This is a genomic window from Geomicrobium halophilum (assembly GCF_014207655.1).
In the GTDB taxonomy this organism is placed as follows: domain Bacteria; phylum Bacillota; class Bacilli; order Bacillales; family Marinococcaceae; genus Geomicrobium; species Geomicrobium halophilum.
Genome location: NZ_JACHHJ010000003.1, coordinates 416,069 through 432,185 on the forward strand (window position 1 = coordinate 416,069; position 16,117 = coordinate 432,185).

Annotated in this window: 13 protein-coding genes and 3 tRNA genes; 2 read left to right on the top strand and 14 right to left on the bottom strand. The window is 43.1% G+C overall.

Translation table 11 applies throughout. From position 1 onward, the window contains the following. Positions 1–8: 8 nt before the first annotated feature. The 9 genes from HNR44_RS12445 to HNR44_RS12485 all read right to left on the bottom strand — a co-directional run bounded on the left by HNR44_RS12445 (position 9) and on the right by HNR44_RS12485 (position 7,764). Positions 9–1,247 carry a S1C family serine protease gene (locus HNR44_RS12445; RefSeq protein WP_184404619.1) on the bottom strand — a complete coding sequence of 413 codons (1,239 nt, stop codon included), beginning with the start codon at positions 1,245–1,247 and terminating at the stop codon, positions 9–11. 281 nt (positions 1,248–1,528) lie between these two features. Continuing rightward, positions 1,529–2,329 carry an MBL fold metallo-hydrolase gene (locus HNR44_RS12450; protein WP_184404620.1) on the bottom strand — a complete coding sequence of 267 codons (801 nt, stop codon included), beginning with the start codon at positions 2,327–2,329 and terminating at the stop codon, positions 1,529–1,531. A gap of 25 nt (positions 2,330–2,354) precedes the next feature. After that, the gene (gene yycI / locus HNR44_RS12455; RefSeq protein ID WP_184404621.1) at positions 2,355–3,167 is read right to left on the bottom strand and encodes a two-component system regulatory protein YycI; all 813 of its coding nucleotides are present in this window, start codon (positions 3,165–3,167) and stop codon (positions 2,355–2,357) included. After that, positions 3,154–4,509: a two-component system activity regulator YycH gene (locus HNR44_RS12460; RefSeq protein WP_184404622.1), complete on the bottom strand. Its 1,356-nt coding sequence runs from the start codon at positions 4,507–4,509 to the stop codon at positions 3,154–3,156. The genes yycI and HNR44_RS12460 overlap by 14 nt, the downstream gene beginning before the upstream one ends. After that, positions 4,502–6,343: a cell wall metabolism sensor histidine kinase WalK gene (walK, locus tag HNR44_RS12465; protein ID WP_343069492.1), complete on the bottom strand. Its 1,842-nt coding sequence runs from the start codon at positions 6,341–6,343 to the stop codon at positions 4,502–4,504. Before walK ends, HNR44_RS12460 begins: the two co-directional genes overlap by 8 nt. Further along, a complete protein-coding gene (gene yycF / locus HNR44_RS12470; protein ID WP_184404623.1) occupies positions 6,343–7,050 on the bottom strand; it encodes a response regulator YycF in 708 nt (235 codons plus the stop codon). Before yycF ends, walK begins: the two co-directional genes overlap by 1 nt. Positions 7,051–7,285: 235 nt before the next feature. Beyond that, positions 7,286–7,361: transfer RNA gene (locus tag HNR44_RS12475), tRNA-Phe, on the bottom strand. A gap of 8 nt (positions 7,362–7,369) precedes the next feature. Then, a tRNA-Asp gene (locus HNR44_RS12480) sits at positions 7,370–7,445 on the bottom strand. Between the two features lie 243 nt (positions 7,446–7,688). After that, a tRNA-Lys gene (locus HNR44_RS12485) sits at positions 7,689–7,764 on the bottom strand. Between the two features lie 137 nt (positions 7,765–7,901). Here HNR44_RS12485 and HNR44_RS12490 point away from each other — a divergent pair. Then, positions 7,902–8,630 carry a YqjF family protein gene (locus HNR44_RS12490; RefSeq protein ID WP_184404624.1) on the top strand — a complete coding sequence of 243 codons (729 nt, stop codon included), beginning with the start codon at positions 7,902–7,904 and terminating at the stop codon, positions 8,628–8,630. 52 nt (positions 8,631–8,682) lie between these two features. Then, on the top strand, positions 8,683–9,192 hold the full coding sequence (locus HNR44_RS12495; protein ID WP_184404625.1) for a GNAT family N-acetyltransferase: 510 nt from the start codon (positions 8,683–8,685) through the stop codon (positions 9,190–9,192). Between the two features lie 83 nt (positions 9,193–9,275). Here HNR44_RS12495 and HNR44_RS12500 read toward each other — a convergent pair whose 3' ends face one another. From HNR44_RS12500 to HNR44_RS12520, 5 genes are all read right to left on the bottom strand, one after another. After that, entirely contained in the window at positions 9,276–10,685 is a 1,410-nt protein-coding gene (locus tag HNR44_RS12500) for an NAD-dependent succinate-semialdehyde dehydrogenase (protein WP_184404626.1), read from the bottom strand. Positions 10,686–10,864: 179 nt separating this feature from the next. Then, positions 10,865–12,154: an adenylosuccinate synthase gene (locus HNR44_RS12505; protein ID WP_184404627.1), complete on the bottom strand. Its 1,290-nt coding sequence runs from the start codon at positions 12,152–12,154 to the stop codon at positions 10,865–10,867. Positions 12,155–12,326: 172 nt separating this feature from the next. Beyond that, entirely contained in the window at positions 12,327–13,679 is a 1,353-nt protein-coding gene (dnaB, locus tag HNR44_RS12510; RefSeq protein WP_184404628.1) for a replicative DNA helicase, read from the bottom strand. A 21-nt stretch (positions 13,680–13,700) separates the two neighbouring features. After that, positions 13,701–14,147, bottom strand: a complete 447-nt coding sequence (gene rplI, locus HNR44_RS12515) for a 50S ribosomal protein L9 (protein ID WP_184404629.1) — start codon at positions 14,145–14,147, stop codon at positions 13,701–13,703. Beyond that, positions 14,144–16,117, bottom strand: coding sequence for a DHH family phosphoesterase (locus HNR44_RS12520; RefSeq protein WP_184404630.1), 1,974 nt, complete (start codon positions 16,115–16,117; stop codon positions 14,144–14,146). The genes rplI and HNR44_RS12520 overlap by 4 nt, the downstream gene beginning before the upstream one ends.

Sequence of the window (16,117 nt, forward strand, 5' to 3'; positions counted from 1 at the left end):
GTATGACTCTACATACTATCTTCCTGTTCCTCCAGCTCAATCGTTGTTTCCATCAATTCACCGTCACGATAGAAGGAAACCTCAACATTCTCCCCAACTCCGGTTTCAGTGTAGAGGTACATACGTAGATCATGACCAAATTCAATTTCCTCATCATCTAGTCCTACAATTACATCATATTCTTGAAGACCGCCTGCATCAGCTGCAGAACCGGTGAGCACATTCGTTACAAATACACCAGCGGTAACATCCGATGGTAAGTTAAGCGTTTCTTGCCAGTGATAACTTGGGATATCACTTAATGAGCCAATTTGAACACCTAATTCTGGTCTCTCCACTTCTCCATAGTTCTCAATATCTTCAATGACAGGTAAAACAACTGAAGTTGGAATGGCAAATCCCATTCCTTCACCTTGAGCGATTTCCATGGAATTGATTCCGATAACATCGCCTTGACTATTTAATAGTGGCCCCCCGCTATTTCCCTGGTTAATCGCGGCATCCGTTTGGATAACTTCTGCGTTCCAATCAATGTTTCCATCCCCGGTTAGGTCAACAGGAATCGAGCGGTCAGTAGCACTAATGATGCCTTGTGTCACTGTACGGGCAAATCTAGGCCCTAGAGGGTTTCCAATTGCGATTGCCGGTTCTCCAGGACTTAAATTCTCTGAATTCCCAAAGTCTGCAACGGTATCAACATGTTCAGCAGAAATGGTTAATACGGCCAGATCTGTCCATAAATCAGAGCCAACGAGTTCCGCATCCACTCGCTCACCTTCACTTAGGCTGACTTCCAATTGATCAGAACCTTGAACAACATGCTCATTTGTGACAATATAAGCACGATTATCTTCCACCTTATAAACCACCCCGGATCCAGTGCCAGCCTCTATCCCTTCATCTTCAACCTCAGGTTCAGGGGATCCACCCCAAAAACCTGCTTCCTGTATGTTAAAAACCCCAACTACTGCATCTGTAACACCTTCAACTGCCTCAGTTACATCCGTATTAATATCTAACTCGACCTGCTCTGGGTCAGCAGTAAAGAAATCATCTTCCGTCGATCCTTCCTGGCCCGTTTCTTGTGCATCCGAACCAGTTAAGTCACCCATTGGAAAAAGACTAACGCCAACAAGTACAACCACTGCTCCAATAATGCCACCGATCAAGCCTGCGAACCCCAGGCCGCGCCTGTTCCCTTGATTTCCTTTCCTAGAACTGCCTGAGTGGTCATCATAGTAGCCCATACTCTCCATCCACCTTTCTCGTCTTTTGATAAATTTACTTCTTTAAAAAACGTGACGAGTAATTTAATTAAATCAAAAAATGTAGAAATCGTCTAGCTATGTAAGCCGACGGTACATACCTTCAGATTTTAATCTACCCTATTATTGTCATTTTCACTCATTACGTCCAATATGGATAATAAGTGTAACTGTTCTAGCAGAAACCACAAGATATGCTTGTCACTTCATACATCATATCCTTCTTTTTTTAAGAAGTTTTCTTTGCGCTTATTAAACACCTTCTATAATACTTTTTGAATGGGAGTAGGTAAATAAGGGTCTGTATCACGGATTTGTATTCCGTTGTGAGTACTGTCAACATCATTCTCTTCCATGGTTTGCTCTATGGTCATCCTAGCCAGTTCCTTCAAATTATTATCTTGGCTTAAATGGGCCAAATAGACAAATTTGGTCTGTTCACCAATAATCGATAGAAGTGCTTTAGCAGCATCATCATTAGATACATGGCCAGTATCGCCAAGAATTCTTCGTTTCACATTCCACGGATAACGCCCCATCCTTAGCATATTCATATCATGATTCGATTCAAATACTAGGGCATCCGCACCGGCGATCGTTCCTTTGATCCGTTCACTCACATAGCCCATATCCGTGGCTAGTGCTACCTTTCTTTTCTCATGATGAAAGACAAAAAACATTGGATCAGCAGCATCATGGGAAACACCAAAGGTTTCTACATCCAGATCAGAAAATGTCTGAACCGTTCCAGTTTCCAAATGAAAACGCTGCCCGGAATCAACGGGTCCAATGTCCCCTGACATTCGGTCCCAGGTCCGTTCATTGGCATAGATGGGCAACTGATACTTACGTGCTAGGACACCGACACCTTTTACATGGTCACTATGTTCATGGCTAACAAGTAAACCGTCAATATCATGCAGGGACCGATCAATATGCTGAAACATCTTTTCAATTTTCTTTCCACTTAACCCTGCATCGATTAATAGCCGGGTTTGATTTGTCTCAATATACATGGCATTCCCCGTACTGCCGCTTGCTAAAACACTAAAAGCAATCCCCATGAACCATTCCTCCTGCTACTTTTCCTTAACTGCGAATCTGTACGATCGTCCCATCAACCGCATCAACCATATATACATCTGCATACCTATCTTCTTCATCATCCATTGGATCCTCTACCCAAATCCGATAATAAGGAGCATACAACACCTGCTGCCCTTCATATTCCTCCTCTAACAATGCGCTATAATAAACATGATCGACATGGGTAACGGCGGAGTTGGGAGTAATGTCAATTTCACTAATTAAGTGCTCAATCGCTTCCATAGCAGAATTGGTAGATTGTTCTTCCTTATTTTCAGTATGAACCAATCTCTGTGAAAAAGACTGAATATCTCCATCTTCATTTTCATAAAGGGATAGATGCGTATATTCAGGAGCGATTAACGTTCTTCCTTGATGATGCCAATAATACTCAATTTGTAGCTCATCGGTATAAGCGTAGCGATAATCTTCTCCTTCATAAACATTATTATCAATAAAATTCCGTATGTCCTGCCAGCGCTCATCTTCACTAATTTCAAAAGGTTCATCCAGCCAGACCGTAACCTCACCATCTTCTACATCAATTGAACTATACATTTCATCATCATACATGTCTTCCATTTCTTCAGGGATACTTTCTAAAATGGTACTCGAAACAACGAAAAGAGGAATATCATCGTCCGGGAGTTCAGCTTCGATTTCAATGTTGCTTCGTTCAATCCCTTCTTCTAAAGAAGCTTCTCCTTCCATACTCCTCGGTTCATTTTCCACCTTCTCAAATAATTGATAACTCAAGAAGACATTTAATAACAAAAATGTAAAAATGAAGATGGTTTTTGTTTTACTCCAATCCATTCGCGTCAACCTCCTGGTCTTGGTCACCGTTCTCTAGTAAATACCAATTGTTATCCCTTTTTACATACCAATGAGGCGAAAAGATCGCAAATGTTCCTCTTTGAAGTTGATATCCGACGCGAATATCCTGAATATCGCTTAAATCAAAATTATTTTGTTCTTCAATCTCAGCCAACACCGTCTCACCATCGGGTAATTCTACGTCTTCTGTTGCAATTGGATCCTCATGGAGTGAAAAGGCCGGTCGTTCATAATGGGAGATTTCTCCATTTTTTTGCTCTACTTGGATAGCTGAATAATCACGCCCTACATTGGTTTCAAGTACTGGCAGGCCGTCCATCATCATTCGAAATAACGTATTTCCATCTTGAAGAGAAAGGTCCCAATCATAAAGTTGAAATTGCTCCGTAAATCCCCCATGTCCGTTAACGAAATTATAAGCATTAGAAACAATCTGGTAATCGTTATTTGTAGACGAACCCTGGGTTTGAGGTTGAATAAATTCAAGGTGATTTTGATATCGACTAATTCTCATCTGGCGATCGCTAGCTCTATAGAGCTCTCCACCATCATCTTCCTCTGGGCCAATGACCGATTCTCTAGAAGCAAATAAATAATTGATCAATTGCTCTCCTTCAATATCTTGAGAATAATATTGATAGCGAGGGTGGGTGACAGATTCTATCGGTAAATACACGGGTTTAGATAGACCCCCATTTGTAGACCCTACATATTGTTGAAATACTTGGTAAACATGACTACCTTCCATCCGCATCATAAATTCTTCTTGGAATTGCTCGATATCCATGTCAGTGTACCCATCAAGTACGAGCTGATCCTTAAAAGAAACAAGTTGGATTCGTAAACGATTACCCCCTTCGTCAGAAATCAGCACCCGTTCAAATGTGAAAGTGCCCGAAAGTTCCTCCATAAGTTCCTCATCATCTTCTACAAATGAGGGTTCTAAAACTTGTAAAGGAATATCTGTGGGAAATATGAATTCAATCATGTCATCATTTCCATTATAAATCTGATGTTGCCTGGCATCTTCTAGCAATTGAAAGTCGCTCCATTCTGAAGAGAGGAGCTCATCCATCATCTCATCAATAATAAAGCGATCATATCCATGAGTCATCCAATATTCATAATTTCTGTGGAATGTGACATTTGCAGGGCCTATAACCTCATCCATGGAAACAGGCTCTGAGAGAGGTTCACTTTCTTCATACCCCTCCCCTTCCAACAGATCCAACTCTGGTTGGTACGTCCATACTTGCCAGGTGAGGATCAAGCTGACGATAATGAGAAGCGATAAAATAGCTGTTTTAATTTGTTCAACCACTCTGATCACCTGCTTCAGGATTGAAATGGGAAGGCAGGAAAATAGTTATCCGCGTGCCTTGATGATATTCACTAGACACGTTGATCGTACCGCCATGAGCAACAACAATTTCCTTAGCAATCGCCAGTCCTAATCCTGTACCGCCTAAATTACGAGCCCGAGCCTTATCTACACGATAAAAACGTTCAAATATTTTATGTTGATTTTTTAATGGGATCCCCATCCCTTCATCCTGAATATAGATTTGGGCTCCCCCATTTTCAATATGTGATCCTACAGTTACCGTTCCGCCTTCAGGAGAGTATTTAATGGCATTAGAAATGATATTGTCCACGACCTGAGTCATTTTGTCACGATCCATTACCGCATGTATCGGAATTTCTGAAAAGTCACGAGTGAACGTGATATTTTTATCTTTAACCACCATATCAAATCGATCAACGACTTCATTCATCCATTGAGTTACATCAGTATCCTTTGTTTGAATATAAAGGTCCTGTCGATCCATTTTTGAAAGCTGGAGTAAGTCATTCACTAGGCGGATCATTCTATCGGTTTCGTTTTGTGTCACTTTTAGAAAACGCGGGGCTAGATCTTGATCTACGATGGCTCCATCTTCCAAAGCCTCCATGTAGCTTTTCAACGTCGTTAATGGCGTACGTAGCTCATGAGAAACGTTCGATACAAATTCTCTTCTTTCCCTGTCCATCTTTTCCTGTTCTGTAACATCATGAAGAACCGTAATCAAACCGGTAACGGGACCATCATCGTTGCGAATAACAGAAAAGCTAGCCTCTAGTAAGTAATCCCCTTGTTCATCACTAAAATCCAAAATCATTGACTCTGATAAATCGTATAAGTCACTTGGAGCCAAATGATCAGACAGCTGAAGTATAGCCGGGAGAGATTGCCCCATTGCTTCCTCACTGCTCATCGACAACAATAGCTCTGCTTGCCGGTTAAGAAGAATGACTTGTCCGAGTTCATTGGTCGCGATAACCCCATCTGTCATGTGTGAAAGTACAGAACTTAACTTTCTCCTCTCACCTTCGGTTCTAGCATTCGCTTCTTTTAAATTCATAGATAACGTATTAAAAGCGGAAGCAAGTTCCCCGATTTCATCATTTCCGTAGACACGAACACGACGGCTGAAATCTCCTTTACCCATAACCGCTGCTTGCTTCTGCATATCCATGACAGGGCGGGTAATCGTCCTCGATAAAAGGATACCGATAAACGCCGTAATGATTAATGCAGCAGCTGCACTAGTCATAAGAATGTTATTGATCTCACCGATTTCATCATAGATCTCTTCCATCGAGGCTTCCATATAAACCGCCCCGATCACCTCATCTGCCTCCTCATCTCTTACCGGTTGCGCCATTACACGCATACGCTCGCCCGTCTCTTGATCGAGCATAATTTCATCGTTTTCATTATCAAGCAATGCTTGTGACACAATGATTTCTGTATTAACTTGGCCAACGCCTTGAGAACTCGATTGGTTATTTGCAAGTATATTTTGTTGGGTATCTACAACTTGAATATTTATATTCGAGTTTACTTCATACCTTAGAAATAGATCATTCAGGTCCTCACTGATCTCATTGCTGTCTTCATCATCCCGGTCCTCCATGAGCACTTGACCCACATTGTACTCAAGCAAGTTCATCTGATCAGCAAGTGCCTCTTGATGATTGTTAACAAACTGGTCTTCCAATTGATCCATAAAAATCACACCGATGATTTGCAGTGCAATCAGCAAAAGCATCACATAGATAAAAATTAATTTAAACTGAAAGGACCTGAAGAAACCAAGAACTTTTCTCATCATTACTTATCATGTTCGGGATGCCGCAAATAATAACCGACCCCTCTCCTTGTGACAATCCAGGTAGGATAGCTCGGATTATCCTCTACTTTTTCCCGTAATCTCCGCACGGTTACATCAACAGTGCGTACATCCCCAAAGTAATCATATCCCCATACCGATTGTAAAAGGTGTTCTCTGGATATGACTTGTCCCATGTGGCGTCCCAAGTAATGAATTAATTCAAACTCCCGATGCGTAAGTTCAATGGGATCCCCGCGCTTACGAACAAGGTAAGCATCTGGGTCAATCGTCAATCCCCCAATTTCCAAAACACCGCTGTTTTGACCATCATTGTCCGGAACGGCTTGCAATCTCCGGATATTTGCTTTGACACGTGCGAGTAATTCACGAGTGCTAAACGGTTTGGTGACATAATCATCCGCCCCAAGTTCAAGTCCCAAGACCTTATCGATTTCTGAATCCTTGGCTGTAAGCATAATAATGGGCATATCATAATTTTTACGGATTTCCCGACATACTTCCATACCATCTTTATAAGGCAGCATAATATCTAATAATACCACATCTGGAACAAAGGCATTCGTCTTCTCCAATGCTTCATTCCCATCATACGCAACCTCTACTTGGAATCCTTCTTTTTTTAGTGAAAACTCGAGAATATCAGCAATTGGCTGCTCATCGTCGACAACCAGAATTTTTTCGTTCATGTCTTCTCTCCCCGTTTCATCACTTCTCAATACTGTTGTTAAAACGCCCAGACTAAATAGACGAAATGACCGAACGTTGAACACACAAGATAGTTATATTTATTGTAACACAGGCTCAGCGGCAAAGTATCATTTACGATATTTTTTGACATAGCAAAAAACCTCGGAAAAACTCCGAGGCATATGTGGATAATTAATCATGTGAAAGTTCGAGCCATATCTCCATCATAAGGAGTGGTGGCTCGAGACGGAATCGAACCGCCGACACGTAGATTTTCAGTCTACTGCTCTACCGACTGAGCTATCGAGCCAAATAAAATGGCGGGCCTGACGGGAATCGAACCCGCGATCTCCTGCGTGACAGGCAGGCATGTTAACCGCTACACCACAGGCCCCTATTTTCTAAAATAAGCGGCGAATCTCTTCGTCAGCTACATTCGCTCATTCGAATCGCGTACGGGTGTACGCTCACTCTCTCACTCATTTGCTTCCTCGACCTTCTTGCTTCTTTTAGAAAATCGATGTAATGGCGGCGAATCTCTTCGTCAGCTACATTCGCTCATTCGAATCGCGTACGGGTGTACGCTCACTCTCTTACTCATTTGCTTCCTCGACCTTCTTGCTTCTTCTTTAAGCAATGGTGAGCCATGGAGGATTCGAACCTCCGACCCTCTGATTAAAAGTCAGATGCTCTACCATCTGAGCTAATGGCTCATGAATGTCCAAAGACAAAATTTATCTTAGCATGTTCCGAAGTGAAATGCAATGGGGGAATTGAAGTTTTATGATTTGTAAATCATAAAACTATGCTGAAATGCGAAATTTCTCAAGTAAAGACAGGAGGAATGGAAATGTTTACGAATACCTCACACCGGCCTTTCCCTCTCCCTAAAGGACCCTGGTTCATGACACAGACATGGCAAGAGGTTTTATTTGCCCATTGGCCTCTCTCTCCGGATTCTCTCCAAAGCAAAATTCCAGAGCCATTGGAAATGGATACGTATAACGGTAATGCTTGGATCGGTATTCTCCCTTTTCATTTGACTCACTTACGCGCCCGCCTTTTACCACCGATCCCTTTTGTTCAAACGTTTCCTGAAATCAATGTAAGAACGTACGTCACATATAGAGGACAACCAGGAATATATTTTTTCAGTCTGGATGCTTCCCACTGGCTCACCGTCTTTGGGGCCCGTTCCTTTTTTCACCTCCCCTACCATTATGCCCATATAAAGATAAAGAAAAAGAAAGGATACATTTACTATTATAGCCAGAGAGAGAACAACCGTTTTGAAGCAAGTTATCAACCGACATCCCCCGTTTTTACAGCCGCTAAACATTCATTAGAATACTGGCTTTCGGAACGCTATCGATTGTATACAAGTCATAAAAAGCAGTTATACTCACTCGATATTCATCATCGTCCCTGGCAGCTTCAGACAGCAGATGCCGTTTTCACAAAAAATTCATTAGCCGCTTCTCACCAAATATCCTTGCCTTCTACAACCCCCTTGCTTCATTATGCTAAAAAACAAAAGGTTTTCTTTTGGCCGCTTCGTCGGTGCAAGCTAGAATTGTAAGCTTAAACACGATATACTGGCACACATAGATTGATGGATAGGAGCATTCCGCATGATTCGACAAGCTAAACATGAAGATGTAGAACAAATAGTGAAAATAGCGAAGAAGGCTATTCATGTCATGAACGCAGAAGGGAGCGATCAGTGGAACACGGATTACCCAACAAGAGTACATTTTTCAAATGACATCGATCACCAATCCCTTTACGTAAAAGAGGAGAGCGGCCAGCTCATGGGTTTTATTGTGGTTGATCAGGATATTGCAAATACCTATCAATATGTTACGTGGTCTTTTCCAGACGAAGAAGCAGGAACCTTTCACCGTTTGGCAGTAGATCCCTATATTCGAAACAAAGGGGTTGCAAAGGAGCTCATTCAGTTTGCAGAAACCAAATGCAAAGAAGAGGGATTGAAAGCGATGAAAGTGGATACATATGAGCTTAATACGAAAACTCAGCGCTTATTTGAACGTCTTGGTTACAATTATGTCGGCAAATCAAAAGAAGGAAGTGGGAAACCGTACCCTTTTTATTTTTATGAAAAGCTTTTAAATGTGGAATGAATCGTTTCATCCACGGGGCTCTCCCTTATTGGAAAACGGACGAAAACCCCCATAGCTCTTTTAAAACTATGGGGAAGTAAATGTTAGATTTTAAGCGAAATATATTTTGTTTCCAAGAACTCGTCTATGCCGTGATGGCCGCCCTCTCTGCCGATCCCGCTTTGTTTCCAGCCTCCAAAGGGGGCTTGTGCAGTTGACGGCCCCCCATCATTCAATCCAACGATTCCATATTCAAGCTTCTCAGCAAGACGAATGGCTTTGGAGACATCACGCGTGAACAAGTAGGAAGCCAGTCCATAAATCGTGTTATTGGCACGATGGATCGCTTCTTCTTCTGTTTTGAACGTTGAGATGGGCGCAAGTGGACCAAAGGTTTCTTCATTCATGCAGGCCATATCTTCGGTTACACCACTCACAACCGTAGGGGTAAGGAATAACCCGTCTTTCTTCGCGCCACCCGTTACAACCTTGGCACCTTGGCTTTTCGCATCTTCGATATGAGAAATCACTTTATCAACAGCGTCCTCATCGATCATTGGACCAATATCCGTATCTTCATCCAACCCGTTGCCGACCTTAAGTTCTTCTACGGCTTTCTTAAGTTTATTCGTAAATTCTTCCTCAATGGATTCAGCTACATAAATACGATTGGCACAAACGCATGTCTGTCCTCCGTTCCTAAACTTGGAACCAACTGCTTGCTGCACTGCATTATCAATGTCTGCATCTTCAAGTACAACGACCGGAGCATGCCCGCCAAGTTCCAAGGAAATTTTCTTCACTGTCTCTGAAGCGCCACTCATTAGCGTCTTTCCAACTTCTGTTGATCCAGTAAAGGTAAGCTTGCGGACGCGCGTATCTTCTTGCCAAGCTTGAGAAATTTCACTTGAAGCACCAGTTACGACATTAATAACTCCTTCTGGAATTCCTGCCTTGACGGAAAGCTCCGCTAACTTCAGTGCCGTTAATGGGGTCTGTGTGGCAGGCTTAATAATCGTTGTACACCCAACTGCTAGAGCCGGTGCCACTTTACGTGTAATCATAGCTGCCGGGAAGTTCCACGGAGTAATCGCAGCGACAACTCCTACCGGTTGTTTTGTAACAAACAAACGCTTGTCCGGTGTTGAGGCCGGAATGGTTTCTCCATATACACGTTTACCTTCTTCTGCATACCATTTTATAAATGAATTTGCGTAAGTAATTTCTCCGCGTGCCTCATGAATGGATTTGCCCTGCTCTTTTGTCATTGTTTGTGCAAGCTCTTCATGATTTTCATTAATAAGGTTGAACCACTTCTCAAGCTTATTGCTTCTTTCAGCAGCGGCCAACCCTGACCATGATTGAAGTGCTTTATGTGCGGCTGTAGCAGCCTCATTTGCCTCATTTGTACTTCCTCTTGGAACCGTATCAATAACATCCCCTGTCGCAGGATTAGTAACATCGATGGTTTCAAGGCCGCTGCCTGACCACTTTCCATTAATAAAAAAATTCATTATAGCACGACTCCTTATTTGAGGGGTTTTTTATCTATCCCCGTATCTGAATAAAATAAAACCTTAATATTATAGTCAGCACGAAGAAAGATCAATTTTTCGAAAATATTCCCCTGAGATTTGAACCCAAAAAAGAGCTTCATGGGCCCGTTGCCATTGAAGCTCTTTGTTTTGTATTTTTATAGCCCCCATACACCACGCACTTCATTGGTTTGTGTGCGATCAGGCCCCACAGAGAAAACCGACAATGGGATATTGGTAAGTTGTGCAATTCGCTCTGCATAGTGGCGAGCGTTCGGTGGTAAGTCACCAAGATGGCGGGCACCGGTAATGTCTTCTTTCCATCCCGGCATTTCTTCATAAATCGGCTTACATTCAGAAAGCACGTTCAAGCTTGCCGGAAATTCTTCAATTCTTTCTCCTCTGTACTCATATGCTGTACAAATTTTCACCGTATCCAGGCCGGAGAGCACATCCAGGCAGTTTAATGATAGGTCAGTAATGCCGCTCACCCTGCGCGCGTGACGGACAACAACGGAATCAAACCAGCCGACCCGGCGAGGTCGTCCTGTGGTCGTCCCGTATTCCTTGCCGATATCCCGAATCCGATCTCCCGTTTCATCGTTTAATTCGCTTGGGAACGGTCCGTCTCCGACTCTTGTCGTATAAGCTTTCGATACGCCAACGACGTGATGAATCTTAGAAGGACCGACACCAGAACCAATCGTCACCCCGCCGGCAATTGGGTTAGAGGATGTAACGAATGGATACGTTCCTTGGTCGATATCAAGCATGACTCCCTGAGCACCTTCAAAAAGCACGCGCCTTCCCTGGTCAATGGCATTATTTAAGACGACCGAAGTGTCACAAACATAGCGCGCAAGCCACTGTCCGTAGTCGTAATATTCTTCAAGAATATCTTCCACTTCAAAGCCTTCGGTTTCATAAATTTTTTCCAAAAGGCGATTTTTTTCCTTGAGGTTACGGGCTAATTTATTCTCAAACTCATCCTTTTCAAGAAGGTCAGCGATGCGGATACCAACTCGGGCCGCCTTATCCATATAAGCAGGGCCAATGCCTTTCTTGGTAGTGCCGATCTTACTTTCACCTTTACTTTCCTCCTCCACAATATCCTGTTTAATGTGATATGGAAGAATAACATGCGCACGATTACTAATTCGCAGATTGGACGTATCAATCCCTCTTGCCTGAAGACCTTCTAATTCCTCTACTAAGGCTTTTGGGTCAATGACCATCCCGTTACCGATCACACAGGTTTTATCATCGGAAAAGATACCAGAGGGCACGAGATGCAGCTTATACGTCTCACCGCCAAACTTAATCGTGTGACCTGCGTTGTTCCCGCCTTGATATCGTGCAATCACTTCCGCATTCTCAGATAGATAGTCTGTAATCTTTCCTTTACCTTCGTCCCCCCACTGTGTTCCTACGATAACGATAGATGACAAATGACTCACCTCTTCTGTATAAATAATGTTCACTTTTTATATCAATCATCGAAATTAATTTTACCAAAAAGCGTGTAAAACGTCAAAAATAACGAACGAAATCAACTCAAGTTGCCATTTCGTTCATTTTAGGAGCATTTTGACAAATTCAAATATGGTGCAAGGCGCCCTCTTATGGCGCCATACTTTCATCATGTTGACGGTCAAGATTAACAAATTTGTTGTATTCCTTAATAAAAGCGAGCTCGACACTGCCAACGGGACCATTCCGTTGCTTGGCAAGAATAATTTCAATCATGTTCTGATTTTCTGTTTCCTGATCGTAATAATCCTCACGATAGAGAAAAGATACGATATCTGCGTCCTGCTCGATACTGCCGGACTCCCGTAAATCGGACATCATCGGGCGTTTGTCTTGGCGGGACTCAACCCCGCGGGAAAGCTGAGATAGTGCAATAACTGGGACATTTAATTCACGTGCGATAGCTTTGAGATTTCGAGAGATTTCCGAGACTTCCTGTTGACGGCTTTCGGACCCCTGACCCTGAATAAGCTGTAAATAATCAATCAAAATCATGCCTAGCCCTTTTTCATTTTGCAGACGCCTGCATTTAGCGCGAATATCGCTCACCTTAATTCCAGGTGAATCATCAATATATATGCCGGCACGTGAAAGGGTCCCCATGGCCATCGTCAGCTTTTCCCAGTCTTCTTCGAGCAGTTGGCCTGTCCGAAGGCGTGATCCATCAATGTTACCTTCAGCGCAAAGCATTCTTTGCACGAGTTGGGAAGCGCCCATCTCTAAGCTGAAAATCGCTACGTTTTCATCGGTTTTCGTCGCAATATTTTGGGCGATGTTTAAAGCAAAAGCTGTTTTTCCCATGGAAGGCCGGGCAGCGACAATGATCAAATCACTAGATTGAAAACCGGCGGTCATCCGATCCAGATCCTGAAAGCCGCTAGCAATACCCGTGAGGGCATCGCCACGTCCTTGCAACATTTCAATATTGTCATAGGTTTCCATAAGGACTTCCTTGATCGATACAAACGCTCCCGAGTTCCGCCGGTTCGAAACTTCAAGGATTGCCCGTTCTGCATCACCGAGAACGTCATCAACTTCCTGATCCTCAGTATACCCTTCCGATACAATGGAGGTTGCTGTACGAATCAGACGACGTAATAAGGACTTTTCCTCAATGATCCGTGCGTAATAGCCGACATTTGCCGCGGTAGGAACAGCGTTAGCAAGATCGGTAAGATATGAGATTCCACCCGCTTCCTCCAACCATTCATGATCCTGAAGCTGGGAAGTTACGGTCACGAGATCGACCGGCTCCGCCTGTTCTGAAAGATGGGCCATTACGCGAAAAATACGCTGATGAGACGCTCGATAGAAATCCTCTGGTCGCAGACGTTCCATAGCGGTAACGAGCGATCCTTCTTCAAGAAAAATCGCTCCCAATACCGCTTGCTCAGCTTCTATATTTTGTGGCGGTGTACGATCACCGGTTAAAACATCGCTCAACGTCATGGCCTCCCTTTCTGCCTAATCCTGAGCCTTTACATGAATATCAACCGTTGCTACGACTTGCGGATGAATTTTGATTCCTACTTTTGTAACACCGAGTGTACGAATAGGGTCTTTCAAATCGATTTTACGTTTATCAACCGTAAATCCTTTTTGTTTTAAGGCTTCTGTAATTTGTTTGGTAGAAACAGCTCCAAAAAGTCGTCCTGCTTTTCCTGCTTTTGCTCCAATCTCAACGGTTGTTTCTTCGAGTTGTTGTTTTTGCTTTTGGGCTTCTTCTAGCTCTTGCTGAGCCTTCTTTTCGTCACTAGCCTTTTTCTTTTCCAACTCTTTCAAGTTAGAATTTGAAGCTTCCTGAGCAAGATTGTTCGGGAATAAGTAATTACGGGCGTACCCTTCGGATACATTTTTTACTTCGCCTCGTTTTCCCTTTCCCTTTATATCTTTTGTAAAGATCACTTTCATTGTGTTTCTCCTCCTTCTTCCATGTACTCATCAATGGCTGTTTTCAAGCGGTCTTCAGCTTCAGGCAAGGCAATATCTTGCATTTGCGTAGCTGCATTGGTTAAATGACCGCCGCCACCGAGCTTTTCCATAATGACTTGAACGTTTACCTCACCTAGCGAGCGAGCGCTAATACTAATGCGTTGATCTTGCCGTTTTGAGATCACGAATGAACCTTTTACATCATTCATTGTAAGCAATGTGTCCGCAGCTTGGGCGATGAGAACTTGATGATAGGCCTCATCATCATTACTGCGCGCAATGGCCATGCCCTCCCGATAAATACTTGCCTTCTCAATCAGCTTAGAACGTTGAACATATTGATCGAGATCTTCTTTTAGTAAAAGCTGTACAGCTGTTGTATCAGCTCCATTCGACTTTAAGAAGGAAGCTGCATCAAATGTACGCGCCCCCGTTCGAATACTAAAGTTTTTCGTATCCACCATCATACCCGCTAGCATAGCTGTAGCCTCTAATGTATCCATAGAGACACGAGTAGGCTGATATTCCAGCAATTCCGTCACGAGTTCAGATGCTGATGAAGCATATGGCTCCATATAGACAAGGGCAGGATCAGCAATGAATTCCTCTCCGCGACGGTGGTGATCAAGAACAACGACGCGATGTACTCGTTCAAGTAGTTTAGGTTCAATCACGAGTGAAGGTTTATGGGTATCAACAACAACAAGCAGCGTCTGCCTGGTTAAATGTTCTAATGCTTGGCTAGGTGTTAGGAAATGGGACCAGAGATACTCATGTTGTTCTACTTCATCCATCAGTTTTTGTACATCCGGGCTTACATCAGCGTTATCTACAACGATATGGGCATCCTTGTCGTTTACTTCAGCCACTTTAAGTACACCAATGCTTGCCCCAATCGCATCCATATCCGGGGTCTTATGCCCCATAACAATCACTTGATCACTCTCAAGGACAAAATCGCGAAGTGCATGGGAAATCACCCGTGCCCGAACCCGGGTACGTTTTTCAACGGCATTCGTTTTTCCACCGTAAAACCGGACTTGACCGTTCCTTTCTTTAATCACAACCTGGTCACCGCCACGCCCGAGTGCGAGATCGAGACTAGATTGGGCTAGGGCTGCTAACTCCCGCAATGTTTTCTCCCCGATCCCTAGCCCGATACTTAGGGTAAGGGCAACCTTTTCTTTTGAAGTCATGTCACGAATATCATCGATAATCTGGAATCGGTTATTCTCAATGTCCTCAAGCGCACGGTAATTTAAAATCGCAATAAAACGATCATCGGCTACACTCCGGAGCAAAATATCATACTCCTGAGCCCACTGATTCAATTGAGACATAAGCTTACCTCTTAGACGACTTGAAACCTGTTCGTCTAACCCTTGCATTACATCGTCGTAATTATCCAGCAATATATGCGCGACAACCGTCTGCTCTTCATTATAAAGATTGCGCGTTTCAACGGTTTCAGTCATATCGAAAAAGTATAGAAGTCGCTCTTCCTTTTGTCCGTAAATATAATACTCCCGATCATAAAGTCGTAATCGATGTTCAGATTTTTTGTCCCGTAACAATTCAGGAATATCATTAGAAAGTACACCTACGGATTTCCCTAAATATTCCTCTGGCAAAAAAGCATGAAGATACGGGTTAGCCCATTGAATCTGTTCGTTTTGATCATAGAGTAAAATCCCTACAGGTAGCTTCGTGACTGCATCTTCCCCAGCACGATTCACCCGATGACTAAGGGTTGAAATGTATTTTTTTAAATCCTCCTGAAATCGGACATGAACAGAATAAGTAAGCCAACCCAGTCCTAAGAGCAAAACAAAGCCAATCACTGCCAGTTGCCATTGGTAAAACGCAAGTGCAGTCGTGATAAGCATAGCAAAGGCAAAGACGACAATAATCGGATAGTTATATCTACGCTCTTTTAAAAAAATGGGCAT

Excerpts from the sequence above, each read along its gene's own strand:
- HNR44_RS12445 (WP_184404619.1), bottom strand. The coding sequence starts at position 1,247 with ATGGGCTACTATGATGACCACTCAGGCAGTTCTAGGAAAGGAAATCAA.
- HNR44_RS12450 (WP_184404620.1), bottom strand. The coding sequence starts at position 2,329 with ATGGGGATTGCTTTTAGTGTTTTAGCAAGCGGCAGTACGGGGAATGCC.
- yycI (WP_184404621.1), bottom strand. The coding sequence starts at position 3,167 with ATGGATTGGAGTAAAACAAAAACCATCTTCATTTTTACATTTTTGTTA.
- walK (WP_343069492.1), bottom strand. The coding sequence starts at position 6,343 with ATGATGAGAAAAGTTCTTGGTTTCTTCAGGTCCTTTCAGTTTAAATTA.
- yycF (WP_184404623.1), bottom strand. The coding sequence starts at position 7,050 with ATGAACGAAAAAATTCTGGTTGTCGACGATGAGCAGCCAATTGCTGAT.
- HNR44_RS12490 (WP_184404624.1), top strand. The coding sequence starts at position 7,902 with ATGTTTACGAATACCTCACACCGGCCTTTCCCTCTCCCTAAAGGACCC.
- HNR44_RS12495 (WP_184404625.1), top strand. The coding sequence starts at position 8,683 with ATGATTCGACAAGCTAAACATGAAGATGTAGAACAAATAGTGAAAATA.
- HNR44_RS12500 (WP_184404626.1), bottom strand. The coding sequence starts at position 10,685 with ATGAATTTTTTTATTAATGGAAAGTGGTCAGGCAGCGGCCTTGAAACC.
- rplI (WP_184404629.1), bottom strand. The coding sequence starts at position 14,147 with ATGAAAGTGATCTTTACAAAAGATATAAAGGGAAAGGGAAAACGAGGC.
- HNR44_RS12520 (WP_184404630.1), bottom strand. The coding sequence starts at position 16,117 with ATGCCCATTTTTTTAAAAGAGCGTAGATATAACTATCCGATTATTGTC.